This window comes from Citrobacter sp. TBCS-15 (genome assembly GCF_005280815.1).
Taxonomy (GTDB): domain Bacteria; phylum Pseudomonadota; class Gammaproteobacteria; order Enterobacterales; family Enterobacteriaceae; genus Citrobacter; species Citrobacter werkmanii.
The window spans coordinates 297,234-314,297 of sequence record NZ_SZWK01000251.1 but is presented as its reverse complement, the minus strand read 5'-3'; the positions used below and the strand labels follow the sequence as shown (position 1 = coordinate 314,297).

Genomic DNA, 17,064 nt, shown 5'->3' with positions numbered 1-17,064 from the left:
TTAAAGGCGACTGAAGAGTCGCCTTTTTTTTGTCTGTAATAAAGTGAGATGAGGAGCGAATCCATGAAACCGTATCAGCGCCAGTTTATTGAGTTTGCGCTTAGCAAGGAGGTACTAAAGTTTGGCGAATTTACGCTGAAATCCGGGCGCAAAAGCCCCTATTTCTTCAACGCCGGGCTGTTTAATACCGGGCGCGATCTGGCACTGCTAGGCCGTTTTTATGCCGAAGCGCTGGTGGATTCCGGCATCGAGTTCGATTTGCTGTTTGGCCCAGCCTACAAAGGTATTCCGATTGCCACTACTACGGCTGTAGCACTTGCGGAACACCACGATAAAGATATGCCGTACTGCTTTAACCGCAAAGAGGCGAAGACCCATGGCGAAGGCGGTAATCTGGTAGGTAGCGCACTTGAGGGGCGTGTCATGCTGGTGGATGATGTTATCACCGCAGGTACGGCTATTCGTGAGTCGATGGAGATTATTCAGGCTAATGGCGCTACGCTTGCTGGGGTATTGATTTCTCTCGATCGTCAGGAGCGTGGTCGGGGCGAGATTTCGGCGATTCAGGAAGTAGAGCGTGATTATGGTTGCAAGGTGATTTCTATCATTACCCTGAAAGACCTGATTGCGTATCTGGAAGAGAAGCCTGAAATGGCAGAACACCTGGTAGCAGTGCGGGCATATCGCGAAGCATATGGCGTATAAAAAGTGTAGATGCCACTGCGCGTATCCGGCCTACGGGTTACGTAGGCCGGACAAAACGAAGCCGCTACTGCAATTGAGCAGCAACCAGCGGCCAGCGGGTGTCAAAATCATCCGTTGGACGATATTTAAATTCGCTACGTACAAACCGGGACAACATACCTTCGCAGAAAGCCAGTAACTGGCTGGCCAGCAGCGTTTCATCCACGGTGTAACCTTCACCTTCACGCATTCTTTTTTCGCGCAGAACCTGGCGCAGCTGGGCCTCAATACGTTCGAAAAGCTGGTTAATGCGGCCTTGCAGACGATCCTGTTCAAACATGAGCGCATGCCCGGTCAGAATGCGCGTCAGACCGGGGTTACGTTCACCGAAGCCTAAAATCAGCAGAACGATCAAACGCAGACGTGCGCTGGTGTCCTTTTCGTCTTTTAAGATCAAATTGATACGGGTAATCAGACTATCTTCGATAAACTCAATCAGACTATCGAACATGCGGGTCTTGCTGGGAAAATGGCGATACAAGGCCGCTTCGGAAACGCCTACAGAGGCTGCCAGTTTCGCTGTCGTGATGCGTTGGCTTCCATCGCTGGACTCAAGCATCAGTGCCAGAGACTGAAGTATTTCTTCGCGACGATTCCTTTTCGCAGTTTGCTTTTCTACCATGTTACAAAATACCCCTGAAAATAAGCTCTTGCCAGGCAGGCATCCACACAGCGACCGCAAACGGCTGTTTGCGGTGTGTTATTGCGTTATTACGCTGTGGGATACTTTTCTGCGGGTTACTTGCGCCCGGAATGGCCGAAGCCACCTTCGCCACGATCGGTGGCTTCAAACTCTTCCACCAGATTAAATTCAGCCTGCACGACCGGTACAAATACCATCTGTGCGATACGTTCGCCCGGTTCAATCGTGAAGCTGTCCTGACCACGGTTCCAGATAGACACCATCAATTGTCCTTGATAGTCGGAATCAATCAGACCGACCAGGTTGCCCAGTACGATGCCGTGCTTATGACCCAGCCCGGAACGTGGCAACATCACTGCCGCCAGAGAGGGATCGGCAATATGGATGGCTAACCCGGTTGGCACCAGCGTGGTTGCACCCGGCGCCAGCTCTACGGCGTCATCAAGACAAGCACGCAGGTCAAGTCCGGCAGAGCCAGAAGTGGCGTACGTTGGGAGCGGAAATTGTTGCCCTACGCGCGGGTCCAGAATCTTAACGTCGATTTTTTTCATCATAACGGGTCACGATCTCGTCGAGTAATAATTGGCCCAGGAGTTCTTTACGCTCAAGCGGTAAGACTTTATCTCCATCCTGCCAAAAAAGGTGTAATGCGTTGCTGTCGCTGTTAAATCCTTGATTTGATAACGAAACGTCGTTCGCACAGATCACATCAAGGTTTTTGCGGATGCGTTTTTGCCGGGCATATTCTTCCACATTATTTGTTTCGGCGGCAAACCCAACGACAAAAGGACGATTAGCATCCAGTGCGGCAACACCGGCGATAATATCCGGATTTTTGACCATTTTTACTGTTAATTCATCACCCTGCGTCGCCTGTTTTTTGATTTTTTCGGGGGCGACGGTCTCGGCGCGATAATCAGCGACTGCGGCGCAGCCGATAAAAATATGCTGTTGTTGCACCGCAGATTGCACGGCGGCTTCCATCTCCAGTGCGGTCATCACATCAATGCGCTGCACAAATGGCGGTGTGGGTAACGAAACAGGTCCCGACACCAGCGTGACGTTTGCGCCGCGTTTTGCGGCAGCGGCTGCGATCGCAAATCCCATTTTTCCGGAGCTGTGATTGGAAATGTAACGCACGGGATCCAGCGGTTCACGCGTCGGGCCCGCCGTAATCATGATGTTGAGATGTTGCAGATCGTTGACAGGCGAGAAATGTTCTGCGGCCATATCGACAATCGTCAACGGATCCAGCATGCGGCCAGGACCGACATCGCCACATGCCTGGCTACCGCTGTCAGGGCCCCAAATGAGCAAACCTCGCGAGGCAAGAATGCCCAGATTGTGCTGGGTCGCGGCAGCACGGTACATCTGCTGGTTCATGGCTGGCAGCACAGCAACAGGAGCAGGCGTTGCCAGACAGATCGTTGAAACCAAATCGTTAGCCATACCTGCGGCGACGCGGGCAATCAGGTCTGCCGTAGCAGGGGCCAGGATAACCAGGTCGGCCCATTTCCCCAGCTCAATGTGGCCCATCGCGGCTTCGGCCGCGGGGTCAAGCAGGCTGTCGGAAACGGGATAACCCGAAACCGCTTGTAAGCTCAGGGGAGTAATAAACGCTTTTGCCGCTTCGGTCATCGCCACGCGGACGTCAGCGCCGCGTTCCCGCAAACGACGCACCAGTTCAGGGGTTTTGTACGCAGCAATGCCGCCACTGACGCCAAGTACGATTTTTTTACCGGCCAGGCTCATCATGATCTTTCCTGTTGGGTTTCACCAGAAGGCGGATATTTTATCACAATCCGCAATGAGTCGTGCTTTTGCCCGCGCTTCAGTTTGCGAGCCGCTACGAAGAAGTGATAACAGAGCGTCGATTCGCGACAGGCGTTATGCCACTATGCGGACGCGAAAGGAGGGGGAAGCATGGAAAATACAGGACGTATGATGCCCCGGGAAAAACTATTGGCGCAGGGGCCAGGTTCACTTAGCGATGTTGAGCTACTGGCGCTTTTTTTACGCACCGGGATTCTGGGTAAAGATGTGCTGACGCTGGCAAAAGAGTTGATCCAGCATTTTGGTTCGCTGTATGGTCTGTTATCAGCAGACTATATGGCGTTTAGCCACGTTCACGGTATTGGCCTGGCGAAGTATGCGCAGCTTAAAGGGATTGCCGAACTGGCAAGGCGCTACCATAACGTGCGAGTGATGGAAGAGCGCGCGTTACTTAGCCCGGAAATGGCGCGAGAATTTCTGCAAAGTCAGCTCGCGCAAGAGGAACGTGAGATCTTTCTGGTGATCTTTATGGATTCTCAACATCACGTGATTAAACACAGCAAACTTTTTTCCGGTACGCTTAGCCATGTTGAGGTGCATCCACGAGAAATTGTGCGTGAAGCGATAAAATTGAATGCGTCAGCGGTGATCCTTGCGCATAATCACCCTTCGGGTTGTGCAGAGCCGAGTAAAGCAGATAAACTTATCACCGAGCGTGTTGTGAAATGCTGTCAGTTCATGGATATCCGGGTGCTTGATCATCTGGTCATTGGGCGCGGAGAGTACGTTTCTTTTGTGGAACGCGGTTGGATTTAACGCACTTTACGCGATCCATCGGGATCTTTGTCTGTTCGGGACTTGAGCATAACGCCGGGTCAGCGTATACTACGCCACCTTTGAGAATCTCGGGTTTGGCATTTGGGCCTGGCAATCGAGAGTTCACTTAGAACTATGCGATGACCGGGCTGTAAAGCCTGACGAGGCGCCGATACCCCATACGAAGCTCGAGCTAATTTGATTTTTGGAGAATAGACATGTCCCGAGTCTGCCAAGTTACTGGCAAGCGTCCGGTGACCGGTAACAACCGTTCCCACGCACTGAACGCGACTAAACGCCGTTTCCTGCCTAACCTGCACTCTCACCGTTTCTGGGTTGAGAGCGAAAAGCGTTTTGTCACCCTGCGTGTATCTGCTAAAGGTATGCGTGTTATTGATAAGAAAGGCATCGAAACAGTTCTGTCTGAACTGCGTGCCCGTGGCGAAAAGTACTAAGTACTAAGAGGAAATAAATCATGGCTAAAGGTATTCGTGAGAAAATCAAGCTGGTTTCTTCTGCTGGTACTGGTCACTTCTATACCACTACGAAGAACAAACGTACTAAGCCGGAAAAACTGGAACTGAAAAAATTCGATCCAGTTGTCCGTCAGCACGTTCTCTACAAAGAAGCGAAAATCAAATAATTCTCGCTTTGATGTAATAAAAAACCTCGCTTCGGCGGGGTTTTTTGTTTTCTGGCCGTCCCCATATTAATGTGACCTGATACATCGCCGGAGATACTATGCCTGAATTACCTGAAGTCGAAACCAGCCGCCGCGGTATTGAGCCGCATCTGGTTGGGGCAACGATTATGCACGCGACTGTGCGTAACGGTCGTTTGCGTTGGCCGGTATCAGAGGAAATCTATCGTCTGAGTGATAAACCTGTCCTCAGCGTACAGCGGCGCGCTAAATACCTGCTGCTGGAGCTGCCGGATGGTTGGGTAATCATTCATCTGGGGATGTCGGGGAGTTTGCGTATCCTTCCTGAAGAGCTTCCTGCAGAAAAGCATGACCACGTTGACTTAGTGATGAGTAACGGCAAAGTCCTGCGCTATACCGATCCTCGCCGTTTTGGCGCCTGGTTGTGGACTCCCGAATTGGATGGACACAATGTTCTCGCTCATCTTGGCCCTGAGCCACTGAGCGACGATTTCAACGCCAGTTATCTGCAGCAGAAATGCGCGAAGAAGAAAACCGCGATTAAACCCTGGCTAATGGATAATAAGCTGGTGGTGGGGGTCGGTAATATCTATGCCAGCGAGTCGCTGTTTGCCGCTGGCATCCATCCTGACCGCCTGGCGTCATCTTTGTCGCAGGATGAGTACGAACTGCTGGTACGCGTCATCAAGGCGGTTTTACTGCGTTCGATTGAACAGGGTGGAACGACGCTGAAGGACTTCCTGCAAAGCGACGGTAAGCCGGGCTATTTTGCCCAGGAGTTGCAGGTCTATGGGAGAGAAGGTGAACCCTGTCGCGTATGCGGCGCGCCAATCATTGCGACAAAACACGCCCAGCGCACAACGTTCTACTGCCGTCGCTGTCAGAAATAACATTCGTTGCTGGCCGGGTAAACTTTATGTCTTATCCGGCAAGACGCATTACTTTAGTTTACTCATTAACGCCTGATGGACGTTTTCCGGCAGAAAGTGTGTCACATCACCCTGATGGCGGGCGACTTCTTTCACCAGTGACGATGAGATAAATGACCACTCTTTAGACGGCATCAGAAAGACGCTTTCCAGTTGCGGCATCAGGTGGCGGTTCATGTGCGCCAGCTGCATTTCATACTCAAAATCTGCTACCGCGCGCAGGCCTCGGATCAGAATGTTAGCCTGATTATCGCGGGCAAAGTTTGCCATTAAGTCGCTGAATCCCAGAACTTCCACATTGCCGAGATGCGCCGTTGCCTGTTGCGCCAGCTCGACGCGCTCTTCAAGGGTAAACATCGGTTTTTTACTGGGACTTGCGGCAATCGCCAGGATCACGTGATCGAACATGCTGGTCGCACGGGTCACGATATCAAGATGGCCGTTAGTTATGGGATCAAAGGTTCCTGGATAAATCGCCCGTTTTTGCATGATTTGCCTCAATGCGTTTTGGGTGGCAGATAAGGTTCCAGCAGTTGCAGCAGGCGCTGTAGCGCGCCCTGATTTTGATACAGGACTTCAACTGCATGACGGCCATAAAAATTACGATAATCGGCATCGGTCAGTAAAGAAGAGACCTCTTTCACCAGCGTGGTTGCGTCGGTGACGGTGATCAATCCGCTTGCCTGTTCGAGACGGGCGCAAATATCTTTAAAATTAAAGGTATGTGGCCCCATCAGCACCGGAATAGCGTGTGCCGCGGCTTCCAGTGGGTTGTGTCCCCCACGTTCAACCAGTGAACCACCGACAAAAGCAAGGTCGGCAATGCCGTACAGCAACATCAGCTCGCCCATGGTGTCGCCGATAACGACCTGAGTATCTGAGGATGGAACTTCGCCAGAAGAACGTGTGGTATAGCTTAGCCCAGCCTGACGTACGAGGTTAATGGCATCCGGGAAGCGTTCCGGATGTCTGGGAACCAGGATCAATAAAAGATTAGGAAACTGATTTAATAACGCTCGATGGGCAGCAATGATAATGCTTTCTTCACCATCGTGCGTGCTGGTTGCAATCCACACCGGGCGATGAGGTGCCCATTGACGACGCAAGGTAATCGCTTTTGCGGCCAGCTGTGGCGTGACGGAAATATCAAACTTCAGGCTGCCGGTGACGGTGACCTGGTTGCTTCTGGCGCCAAGCGTAATAAAACGAGCGCCATCTTCTTCGTTCTGTGCGGCAATCAACGTAATTCGACGCAGTAGCTTACCAACAAATTTGCCTAATTTTGCGTAGCCAGCAGCTGAACGCGCAGAAAGCCGTGCGTTGGCGATGACCAGAGGAATACCGCGCTTATGGAGTGCCGCGATCAGATTTGGCCACAGCTCGGTTTCCATGATTAACACCAGCTTGGGGTCAACTTTATTCAGGAAACGGTTCAGTGCATCCGGTAAATCGTATGGCAAATAAATGTGCTGAACGTCAGTACCAAAAGCGGATTGTACGCGCTCAGAGCCGGTTGGCGTCATGGTGGTTACCGTGATCGGCAAGTCGGGATAGCGATGTCGCAGAGCGCGGACTAATGGAATAGCTGCCAGCGTTTCGCCCACAGAAACTGAGTGAAGCATGATGCCGCCTGGTTTTAGCGGACGGCGGTAAAAACCGTAGCGTTCACCCCAGCGTTTACGGTAGGCCGGAGCCTTACGTCCGCGCACCCAAAGCCGTATCCAGATCAAAGGCTGAATAAGGTAGAAAAGGGCGGTGTAAAGCAATTCGAGCATAATGGTAGCTAACTTATGAATGTGCTGGGGATTCTATGTATTTAACTATGGCTTTACCATCATTTTTATCCAGGTTGCAGCAAAACGATGGAATCGTCGGGCACCGTTTTAGCCTACGGCTATTTTAAAAATGCTTATGATCGTACTGACGTGGCTTAACGTCTTGTGCGGCGTGTGTTTTAAGGTGAAAGCACTAATTTTATATCTTTTTGTTTTTAAAGGTTTATTTGTTTGTTCTGTTCAAAAAATATTCGTTTCGGAATGCGTGATAATAAATGATATACTACTGCGCAATTTCAGGTAGCTAGCCGGCAGAAACATTTCGAAAACATGGGCGGTAAACTTTGGATGTATCAGACCTGCTATGCCTGGCGACGCGATGCGGATATTAATGCATGAATATTGCTTTTTGTTTGTACAAGTATTTTCCCTATGGTGGGTTACAGCGTGATTTTCTGCGAGTAGCGCTCACGGTTGCTGCACGAGGTCATCATGTCCAGGTGTTTACCCAGTCATGGCAGGGCGAACGTCCGGAAGGACTCGAAATTATACTCGTACCCGTCACAGCCAGAACTAATCATGGGAAAAACGAGCAATATTATCAGTGGGTTCAAAATCATTTAAGCCAGCATCCCGTCGATCGTATCGTTGGTTTTAATAAAATGCCTGGGCTGGATGTGTATTACGCTGCCGACGTTTGTTATGCGGAAAAGGTCGCTCGCGAGAAGGGCTTCTTCTATAAGTTGACGCGTCGGTATCGGCACTACTCTGCATTTGAAAAAGCGACGTTTCAACGAGGTTCTGGTACCACGCTTTTGATGTTAACCGATAAGCAAATCGGTGATTTCAAACAGCATTATCATACCGAGAGCCAGCGTTTTCGTATTCTGCCGCCAGGTATCTACCCAGACAGAAAATACAGCCTGCAACCTGAAAACAGCAGGCAGATTGTCAGAGAAAAGAATGGTATTGCTCTCGATCAGTTCCTGCTTCTGCAGGTCGGCTCCGATTTCAAACGCAAAGGTGTGCCAAGAAGCTTACAGGCGTTGGCTTCTTTACCTGAGACTATACGTCACCGTACTCAGTTGATGGTTGTTGGTCAGGATAAGGCCGATCGTTATCGTGCTCAGGCCCGCCAATTGGGTATTGAAAAGCAAGTTCAATTCTTCTCAGGGCGAGATGATGTCGCTGAATTGATGTCTGCTGCCGATTTATTGCTTCACCCGGCAGTTCAGGAAGCCGCTGGTATCGTCTTGCTAGAAGCCGTAGTTGCCGGGCTGCCAGTATTAACCACTGAGGTATGCGGCTACGCAGGGTATATCACTGCCGCCCAATGCGGTGTGGTGATTCCTGAACCTTTTGCGCAGGAAAATTTGAATACAGCACTTCTCGATGCGCTGCAAAATAATGAGCAGAGAAGTCGTTGGGCTGAAAATGCGCGACATTTTGCTGATACAGAAGATCTCTACAGCCTGGCAGATAAAGCTGCAGATATCATTTTAGGTCTTGAAAATGATTGAATTGAAAGAACCATTTGCCACGCAATGGCAAGGAAAAGACCCGTTCACAGAGGTCACTAAGCTGGATGGCGAGGTTTTTCGCGCTCTGGAAACACGGCGTACCCTGCGTTTTGAGATGATGGGAAAAGGTTACTTTCTTAAATATCATCATGGGACCACGCTTAAAGAAGTGTTGAAGAACCTTATTTCTCTGCGCATGCCTGTGCTTGGCGCGGACCGGGAGTGGCTGGCGATTCACCGTTTGCAAGCATTGAATGTGGATACAATGACGGGTGTTGCTTTTGGACAGAAAGGGCTGAATCCGTTAGAGCGAACCTCATTTATTATCACTGAGGATCTTTCTCCTGCTATCAGTCTTGAAGATTTTTGCGCCGATTGGGGAGTTGAACGGCCCGATTTTGTATTAAAACGGACCATTATTACCCGCGTGGCGGAAATGGTGGGTAAAATGCATCGAGGTGGAGTAAATCATCGGGATTGTTATATTTGCCATTTCCTGCTCCAACAGCCGATGCCAGCAGATGTTGCGGAGATCAAACTCTCTGTGATTGATCTGCATCGTGCGCAAATACGTCAGCGGGTACCACGCCGCTGGCGGGATAAGGATTTGATCGGGCTCTATTTCTCCTCACTGGAGATTGGGCTAACGTCCAGAGATATCTACCGTTTTTTACGTGTCTATTTTTCGATGCCATTACGTGAAATCTTTCGTCAGGAAGTCAGGTTGTTTGAACAGGCTGTCACAAAAGCGCAAAAAATAAGACAAAGAACAATAAGAAAAGCGCTATAAATTACACATGAAGTTTGAGGCTATTTTATTATGAACATCGATTTCCAGAAGTTGATCATTCAAAAACATATCATCGACAGCTCGACGCATGGCAAGAGTAAAAAACTAAGCGTTGCGTATGGTGTCGATCGTAATTTTTTGTTTGGATCCGGCATTTCTATGACCTCAGTATTAGTGAATAATCCTGATATTGATATCCATTTTTATATCGCCACTGACTATATCGATGACGACTATCTGGAAAGCATAAAACGCCTAACGCAAATGTACAGTACGACAGTGACTGTCCTTGTTTTCGATAATGCGGCCTTTCGTGAACTGCCGAGCACGAAAGCCTGGACTTATGCAATGTACTATCGTTACTTTGCATTTGAATATTTAAGCACCGAATTAAGCTCGGTACTGTATCTGGATGCCGATGTCATTTGTAAAGGTTCTCTACGGGAACTTACTGAGATTAATTTCTGCGGGGAATATGCAGCTGTCATTAATGATGTTGATGAAGTGCGAATTAAATCCGGTACCAGACTCGGTATCCCTGAACTGAGTAAGGGGTATTTTAATTCGGGTGTTGTATTTGCGAATCTCGAAGTATGGCGTGAGCAGCAGTTGTTAACCAAAGCATTTTCTATATTAGACAAACGCCAAAAGGAATTACTTTATTTCGACCAGGACGTGCTCAATATTTTGTTTGTCGGCAATGTTATTTTCCTGAGAAGAGACTTTAACTGTATCTATGGGGTCGATCAGGAACTCAAAAATAAAAACGATAAGATTTATCAGGATTTCATTACCGACGATACGGTATTAATTCACTATGTGGGCGTCACTAAACCATGGCATTCATGGGCTAAATACCCGGTGGCTAAGTTTTTTATTGAAGCATATCAGAAATCCGCATGGGCAGAAAAGTCTCTGTTAAATGCAAATACAGCCAAGTTGTATAAACGTAAGTCACGACATGAAAGAGTGCAGCGGAAATATATTCGTTCTGTGTTAAGTCATGTTATGTATATAAAAAATAAACTACATAATGCACGGTCGCACTAGTTTGTTGTGCAGATAATTTTCAGATAGCATAAAAAAGGTGTAGTACATGAATTTTGATTGTCATCAGTCTATCAAGGATACCATCGAGATCTTTGGTGCTCCAACAGATCATACCCCTCAGTTGAATATTGCATGGGGGGTTGATCAGAATTTTATGTTCGGAGCGGCAGTTTCGATGTCATCCGTTTTACTACATAATCAAGATATCAGCATTCATTTCCACCTTTTTACTGATTATATTGATTTAGATTATCGGCAACGGCTTGAAAAACTAGCAAAGCAATTTGCTACTAATATAACTGTCTATGTAATGAATGCTGAAGGACTAAAGGTCTTGCCATGCGGAAATGCCTGGTCTCATGCTACTTATTTTAGATTTATTGCATTTGAATATCTTAGCGAAAAAATCGATAGTTTGCTCTATATTGATGCCGATGTGGTATGTAAGGGGTCGTTGATTGATTTAACAAATATCAAATTTGAGCATCATGTAGCTGCAGTTATCCAGGATGTTGATGATAGTCGTTCATATGCAGCTACTCGTCTTAATGTTCCAGAGTTTAATGAGCAATATTTTAATGCTGGGGTTATTTTTGCTAATTTAAAGGAATGGAAGGAGCAACAATTTTTCTCTAAAGCATTTTCTACTCTGTTAGATAAAACTAAGAAATTTGCGTTTCTTGACCAGGATGTTTTAAATATCCTGTTTTTGGGAAAAACTATTTTCTTACCACGAATTTATGATGCAATATATGGTATTAAACAAGAGCTTAAGAGCAAAGATCTTTCAAAGTATAAAGAGTATATAACGCCTGAAACTATTCTGATCCACTATATCGGCGTGACCAAACCATGGAATTCATGGGCTAACTATCCTTCAGCACAGTTTTTTGTTGAAGCGTGGAAGTCTTCTCCATGGGCTGATGTTCCTTTGTTACCAGCCAGAACACCAAAGCAATATAAAAAGAAATCACGGCATGAAAGGCTACAAGGAAAATATGTTGCTTCAGTAATTAGCTATATCGGCTATTTACGTGCAAAGTTACAAAGTAAGTAAAAAAACTCCCGAAAGGGAGTTTTTTATTTAGCGCAATTTCGTTTTGAGATATTTCAGATACCATTTGATAGAAGCGCAGTAATTTCCCCTTTTGGCTTCCTGACGTGAGTAAACCCGATAATCAGTAGGCCTCATTCGTGGGGCATAAGAGCGCATTTCTGTGGTCTGCCAGGGTGTGAAATGATGGTAGAAAAGATACAGTTGCTGTGAAAGCCCAGTATGCTCTTTATACCATGGCTTTCGTCCACCGGTGAAATGGATAATGCGTGGCAGGATATCTTTTTGATAGAAGAAGCTATCTTTTTGTTGGTCGTTAAACCAGTTAAACAAAAAATTCCATCGATTATCAATAAATTTGACATTGCCATCCATTGCGATATTCAGAGCATCTTGATCAAAGTAAGGTAGACTTTTTCCCTGTTCAAATAGTACAGTGTTTGCTTTGTTTTCGATGTCGAACTTAATCCAATTGGCGATATTAATATACAAAAAACCGGCATTGAAGTAATGACCTGTACTGAGACCCAGGCGTTTAGCATTTTTTGTATCATGGATATCGAGCGAGTCGTGGCTGACTGCGCAAATGACGTTACTGATATCAATACTGTTAATATCATTGAGTTTATCAAAACACAGAGTATCGGCATCTAAATAGATAAAGTACTCAACTTTATCTTTTAGTAAGCGCGGAACGGCAAGGCGCATATAGGTCGAACGGTTCAGATGTTTGATTGCAAAGTCATTGTTATACTTTTCAATCTCCTCTTTATCAATATTGATAACCTGAATTTTATCACTGGTTGAGCGCAGTTTATTGATTTCGTCGTCCGAGACGTCATAGACAAAAACGAAAAATGACAGGTCTTGTCCTGGGTTGTTCATTATGACAGACATAATGGACACTGCTACATATTCCAGATAATTAGCATCTGTGCAGTAAGCAATATTAATAACGTTATTTTTGTTGTCCATTTATGCTTTCTCATTACCTTTATCATTGCCACTATCATGAAGTACCCTATCGATAGCGTCAATCACGGCTTGCTCCGGTATCCATGTTAAATATTTTTTTGACCTGTCGAGTTCATCTCTGGAGGGCATTGGATGGTAATCACCAGCCCAAATCAACACGGCGTTATCTGACCATGGTCTCCATTGCTGATAATTGGTCGCGCCAAACAGACAGACCTGAGGTGTTCCTAATGCTGCCGCCATATGCATAGGCGCAGAATCGACCCCGATGTAAAGAACGGCATGGTCGATTAACGCAGCCAACTGCAGGAAAGTTGTTTTGCCTGCCAGCGCCAGGTCAGGGGCAGATTGACACAGTTCAGCAATGCGCTGGACTTGCTGTTGCTCACTTTGTGCTGGCCCACAGGTGAGGTAAACATGCAGACCACGCTGATGCAGATGGTCAATCACATGGGCGAATTTATCATCATCCCAACATTTAAATTCTTGTCTGGCAGTAGGTTGAATAACGACATATTTTTGTGAAGATAATGCCGGAAGTTGGGAAACCAAATGGTGGTAATCATCCTGGCGATAGTGCAGTGACATCTCTTTTTTCAGATCTGCTTCGCTAAACCCGATACCCTTTAAAATGGATAGATTTTGTTCAACTATGTGCGTGCCGGTCATCGGTGTAACACGTGAAAAAAGATTGTTCCATTGTTTCTTATCACGCTCAAATGCAATTGAGGGGCGACGTAAGGAGGCAACAAGAGCGCCAATCGGCCATTGCTCGGTTAGGTTAACGATCAGGTCATAGTGATTTTTTTTCAGCTGTTGACGCACTGAAAGATAATTTTTTACTGTATCTAAAAGGCCTTTCTTTTTCTCAATGAGATAAAAATTATTGATACTTTCATTTGCTGCCAAAATTGATTTTGTATCTTTATAAAGAAGCAGATCGATTTTAGCATGAGGATAACGAGCCTGAATGCTGGCAATAACAGGTGTTGTTAACAGAACATCACCATAAAATTTGAGCTTGCAAATAAGAACACGGTCGACTTTATCAAACATGTTAAAATCCCTTTCGAAAAAATAAACTTTTGCAAGCGGATAGTATCTTATATCTAATTTCAGAAATTGAACGATCAATATGCGGGTATTTCATCTTAAGGATTATTTTATTCTTAACGATTTTTGTATCGCAGCACGCAAGCGCATTCTGAATGTCATTCAACATACTTTCGTTATAACGATAGTAGCCTTTTTTCTTGCGTAAAAGTTTGCGGCCTTCCAGAAAACAATTGATGATCATTAATGTGGCGACGGTACGTTTCTCGTTATTTTTATTCACATAGTTATACATTTTTCGCATAGCAAAGAAGATGCTGTCCGCATCGCTATCAATAATATTTTCGGTAATGCTTTTTTCATTTACCCGATAGTAATATAATTTATTCTCTATCTTTAATATGTTATGACACTTAAAGTATTGGAAGGGACAAAAAATCATGTCTTCATATCGACGATGTTCTTCGAATCGATCGTTGCCAATAATGTCGCGGTGAAAAATTTTTGTCATGAGATGCCATTGCCCGGCACGAAAAGTTGGTAACAGGGGAGCATAGTTATCATCAGCCAAAATAATTTCGTGTTGAGCCAGGGTATTCTTTGCGCCAGGTTTATTCTGATACAGATTGTTTATATTTCGAGTTAAATTGAATTCCACAATATCATATTTCCCCTCCCTAAGTTTAGGGAGAAGGATAGTGAAATAATCAGCACAGACAATGTCATCGCTGTCGACAAAACCAATATACTTTCCCGTTGCCTGGGTCAATCCGACGTTGCGGGTGATTGCAACACCTTGATTTTTCTGGCTTATATATTTTACATTGTTGCAGTTATGCTCATGATAAAATGCCTTGATGCGCTCTTCCGTTAAATCTGTTGAACCATCATTGACAATTATTATCTCCACCTCGTCAGTGATGCTCTGATGGACCGATGTCAACGTAGCTGTGATGAGTTCAGCATTGTTATAAGTAGGTATAATTATGCTCAGCAAATAACCTGAAGCGTTAATCATGGCATTGTTCTCTCGTTGAATTTCGAGCTCAGCATTGCTGCTACACATAACGCCAGCACACTGCTCAAGGCTTCACCTTTGGCATACAATAATAAATCACTCAAGCCATAGATAGCGATAGCGCTTGAGATGACGAACAACAGAGGGCTGCGTTGCCAGTAAGCTGTTAAAAACATGGCAGTATAGAGCAAGAGTAGCACAATCACCCCAGGGATGCCCTTCAGCGAAAAGGTATCAACGATTTCGTTATGCAGATGGACGTTAAGGAACACTACCGCCCCTTGCAGAGAGGTGTCTTGCACAGCAAGTTGCTGAATTTCTGCACCACGTTGTTCAAGTGACTGCCCCCCGAGATGTACTTTCCCTGCTTCAATACCTGCTCGTTGCATTGCAAGCCGCGCGCCAATAGAGTTAACACTATTGTTCTGAATATAAGAATGTAGATCGATGAGAAAACTCTGGTAACGATTTTCAATCACTGATTTTAAGGGGATAGCTACCAGCCCAATCAAGAGTAAGAAGCCCAATAGCGCCTTTAATAAGATGGTGCGGTTATGGCGAAAGTGCATGAAAAACAGCCCAATGCTCAGGAGTGGGTAAACTAAAATCGCCGCCCGGGTTTGCGTGGTGATGATCACTGCGAGCGATATCAAAAAATGTAATAGATACAAAGAAATGGTATGTTTCAGGCGCAGGTTAATAATGGCCTGTGATGCTAATAATGCAATAAGTGTCAGGGCGTAGGCTGTGCCGGTTTGGTGTTCAAAACCAAGGGCTACGCGATACCTAAAAAGATAGTCTGCTCCCGAAATTTGATATCCCGCGTAAAGGTACAAACCTATTGCTGTAAGAATCACCCAGATACTGGTGATGCGGGTTTTATTGGCACACGGCGCTCGCGATGTTAGCGCGGTCATCACCAGTGCGGAAAAAAGCATCACTTTGCCACCGTTCTGGTATGAGCGGTAGGCTCCGGTAAAGGCTGAGCCTGGCTGTTTAAATATTTCTACCCAAATAATCTGCAGCAAACCGAAGAGCAGCAACATAAAAGGCAAAACCAGATTCTTTTTGTTACTGCATACATGCTTTAAGTTTTTACCTATAAGAGGCAGAGACAGAACAGTGGAGAAAATAAATATCTTCAGTGCTTCATCCGGATTGACCAGTACCATCCCTAAAGTAGCAAGTATCCCGACATAAAATAAGAAGTATATAAAATCGAATGGATTGTTTTTTATACTATATATAAAGCGAGAAAGCATGTGTTGGTGAAGCATGGTTCATCTCTTAAAGTTAAAGCAAATTATTATCAACCAGCGATGCGTTGACTAAACTAGCATCCAGATCCTGCAATTTTCCGGAATGGCTCTGTTGTGTATATTGGTTTTTCCCATATCCCCCAATCAATCCCGGATCCGTTGGGCCATACAGCGTTATATTGGGGCGATCCAATGCGGCGGTTAAATGGCTTAGGCCTGTATCAACCGACACTACAAATTTGGCCCCCGCCAGAACGCGGGCGACCTCCTCCAGACTCATCCGTGGCAGGACATCAACATAAGTAAACCCTTCCGCCAGTCGCCTGGCACGCGCTTCTTCATGCGCGGCTCCCCAGGGCAGTTTAATGCGTATGCCTGCATTGTTTAACAGGCCAATCAGCTCCCGCCAGTTGGCTTCCGGCCAGTGCTTATCATCACGGGTCGTGGCATGAAGAAACACCGCATACTGCGCTGTATCAGCATTTACTTCCGTCAAAAAATGCTGAGCGATAGCGTAATCACCCTGCGATTGCGGTTTGGTATATCCCAGACTTTTTGCGAACAATTCACGCGTACGTTCTACGGCGTGCTGTTGTCTGGCAATATGGTGCTTGCGATTATAAAACAGGCTCGCCAGCGGTTCACGGGCGGTGCTCCAATCCATACCATGCTTGACCCCGTGTGCCAGACGGGTAACCAGTGCTGCGCTTTTTACCAGCCCCTGGGCATCAATTATCGCGTCATACTGCTGTAAACGGACGGCATCACGAAACGCTTTACGCTCGGCTTTAATCGACGCGGAAAACCACGCTTTACGCCAGCGGCGGATCGCCACCGGTATCACGCGGTCAACGGCCGAATGCCAGGAGGGGATCTGAGCGAACCCTTCTTCCACCACCCAGTCAAAGTGAATATCCGGTATGGCCTGCTGCGCATCGGTTAATGCGGGCAACGTATGCAGCACATCACCCATAGACGATGTTTTAACGATCAGAACCCGCATC

General features: G+C 46.5%; 19 protein-coding genes. 9 read left to right on the top strand and 10 right to left on the bottom strand.

Annotation, left to right across the window (positions count from 1 at the left end; all coding sequences use genetic code 11):
• Positions 1 to 63 precede the first annotated feature (63 nt).
• Complete coding sequence (pyrE, locus tag FDW96_RS14355) at positions 64 to 705, top strand: orotate phosphoribosyltransferase (RefSeq protein WP_137365864.1); 642 nt, start codon at positions 64 to 66, stop codon at positions 703 to 705.
• A gap of 64 nt (positions 706 to 769) precedes the next feature.
• On the opposite strand, the gene slmA is transcribed toward pyrE, so the two are convergent.
• The 3 genes from slmA to coaBC all read right to left on the bottom strand — a co-directional run bounded on the left by slmA (position 770) and on the right by coaBC (position 3,139).
• Positions 770 to 1,366, bottom strand: a complete 597-nt coding sequence (gene slmA / locus FDW96_RS14350; protein ID WP_003024060.1) for a nucleoid occlusion factor SlmA — start codon at positions 1,364 to 1,366, stop codon at positions 770 to 772.
• 116 nt (positions 1,367 to 1,482) lie between these two features.
• A complete protein-coding gene (gene dut / locus FDW96_RS14345) occupies positions 1,483 to 1,941 on the bottom strand; it encodes a dUTP diphosphatase (RefSeq protein WP_006687626.1) in 459 nt (152 codons plus the stop codon).
• Positions 1,919 to 3,139, bottom strand: a complete 1,221-nt coding sequence (coaBC, locus tag FDW96_RS14340; protein WP_094300993.1) for a bifunctional phosphopantothenoylcysteine decarboxylase/phosphopantothenate--cysteine ligase CoaBC — start codon at positions 3,137 to 3,139, stop codon at positions 1,919 to 1,921. Before coaBC ends, dut begins: the two co-directional genes overlap by 23 nt.
• Before the next feature lie 171 nt (positions 3,140 to 3,310).
• Between coaBC and radC the strand changes: the two genes are divergently transcribed.
• From radC to mutM, 4 genes are all read left to right on the top strand, one after another.
• Positions 3,311 to 3,976, top strand: a complete 666-nt coding sequence (gene radC / locus FDW96_RS14335) for a DNA repair protein RadC (RefSeq protein WP_137365863.1) — start codon at positions 3,311 to 3,313, stop codon at positions 3,974 to 3,976.
• A 218-nt stretch (positions 3,977 to 4,194) separates the two neighbouring features.
• Positions 4,195 to 4,431, top strand: coding sequence for a 50S ribosomal protein L28 (gene rpmB, locus FDW96_RS14330; RefSeq protein WP_003024071.1), 237 nt, complete (start codon positions 4,195 to 4,197; stop codon positions 4,429 to 4,431).
• A gap of 20 nt (positions 4,432 to 4,451) precedes the next feature.
• Entirely contained in the window at positions 4,452 to 4,619 is a 168-nt protein-coding gene (gene rpmG / locus FDW96_RS14325) for a 50S ribosomal protein L33 (protein WP_003024094.1), read from the top strand.
• A 98-nt stretch (positions 4,620 to 4,717) separates the two neighbouring features.
• The gene (gene mutM / locus FDW96_RS14320) at positions 4,718 to 5,527 is read left to right on the top strand and encodes a bifunctional DNA-formamidopyrimidine glycosylase/DNA-(apurinic or apyrimidinic site) lyase (protein WP_042311567.1); all 810 of its coding nucleotides are present in this window, start codon (positions 4,718 to 4,720) and stop codon (positions 5,525 to 5,527) included.
• A gap of 48 nt (positions 5,528 to 5,575) precedes the next feature.
• Here mutM and coaD read toward each other — a convergent pair whose 3' ends face one another.
• A complete protein-coding gene (gene coaD, locus FDW96_RS14315) occupies positions 5,576 to 6,055 on the bottom strand; it encodes a pantetheine-phosphate adenylyltransferase (RefSeq protein ID WP_003024099.1) in 480 nt (159 codons plus the stop codon).
• A gap of 8 nt (positions 6,056 to 6,063) precedes the next feature.
• Positions 6,064 to 7,341 (bottom strand): lipid IV(A) 3-deoxy-D-manno-octulosonic acid transferase, encoded by a 1,278-nt coding sequence (gene waaA / locus FDW96_RS14310; RefSeq protein ID WP_061380901.1) that lies wholly within the window; start codon positions 7,339 to 7,341, stop codon positions 6,064 to 6,066.
• A 395-nt stretch (positions 7,342 to 7,736) separates the two neighbouring features.
• Here waaA and FDW96_RS14305 point away from each other — a divergent pair, with 395 nt between their 5' ends.
• Genes FDW96_RS14305 through FDW96_RS14290 form a run of 4 tightly spaced genes read left to right on the top strand, consistent with a single transcriptional unit; the run spans position 7,737 to position 11,758 of the window.
• Entirely contained in the window at positions 7,737 to 8,861 is a 1,125-nt protein-coding gene (locus FDW96_RS14305; RefSeq protein ID WP_137365862.1) for a glycosyltransferase family 4 protein, read from the top strand.
• Entirely contained in the window at positions 8,854 to 9,651 is a 798-nt protein-coding gene (gene rfaP, locus FDW96_RS14300) for a lipopolysaccharide core heptose(I) kinase RfaP (RefSeq protein ID WP_137365861.1), read from the top strand. The genes FDW96_RS14305 and rfaP overlap by 8 nt, the downstream gene beginning before the upstream one ends.
• 30 nt (positions 9,652 to 9,681) lie before the next feature.
• The gene (locus FDW96_RS14295; RefSeq protein ID WP_042311575.1) at positions 9,682 to 10,701 is read left to right on the top strand and encodes a glycosyltransferase; all 1,020 of its coding nucleotides are present in this window, start codon (positions 9,682 to 9,684) and stop codon (positions 10,699 to 10,701) included.
• 46 nt (positions 10,702 to 10,747) lie between these two features.
• Positions 10,748 to 11,758 carry a glycosyltransferase gene (locus tag FDW96_RS14290; protein ID WP_042311576.1) on the top strand — a complete coding sequence of 337 codons (1,011 nt, stop codon included), beginning with the start codon at positions 10,748 to 10,750 and terminating at the stop codon, positions 11,756 to 11,758.
• Between the two features lie 27 nt (positions 11,759 to 11,785).
• Here FDW96_RS14290 and FDW96_RS14285 read toward each other — a convergent pair whose 3' ends face one another.
• The 5 genes from FDW96_RS14285 to rfaC are packed head-to-tail and all read right to left on the bottom strand — an operon-like array spanning position 11,786 to position 17,063.
• Positions 11,786 to 12,730: a glycosyltransferase family 8 protein gene (locus FDW96_RS14285; protein ID WP_042311579.1), complete on the bottom strand. Its 945-nt coding sequence runs from the start codon at positions 12,728 to 12,730 to the stop codon at positions 11,786 to 11,788.
• Entirely contained in the window at positions 12,731 to 13,786 is a 1,056-nt protein-coding gene (gene rfaQ, locus FDW96_RS14280) for a lipopolysaccharide core heptosyltransferase RfaQ (protein ID WP_137365860.1), read from the bottom strand.
• 1 nt (position 13,787) lies between these two features.
• The gene (locus FDW96_RS14275) at positions 13,788 to 14,801 is read right to left on the bottom strand and encodes a glycosyltransferase family 2 protein (RefSeq protein ID WP_137365859.1); all 1,014 of its coding nucleotides are present in this window, start codon (positions 14,799 to 14,801) and stop codon (positions 13,788 to 13,790) included.
• Positions 14,798 to 16,078: an O-antigen ligase gene (locus FDW96_RS14270; RefSeq protein WP_137365858.1), complete on the bottom strand. Its 1,281-nt coding sequence runs from the start codon at positions 16,076 to 16,078 to the stop codon at positions 14,798 to 14,800. The genes FDW96_RS14275 and FDW96_RS14270 overlap by 4 nt, the downstream gene beginning before the upstream one ends.
• Before the next feature lie 16 nt (positions 16,079 to 16,094).
• Positions 16,095 to 17,063 carry a lipopolysaccharide heptosyltransferase RfaC gene (rfaC, locus tag FDW96_RS14265; protein ID WP_137365857.1) on the bottom strand — a complete coding sequence of 323 codons (969 nt, stop codon included), beginning with the start codon at positions 17,061 to 17,063 and terminating at the stop codon, positions 16,095 to 16,097.
• Between the last annotated feature and the right edge of the window lies 1 nt (position 17,064).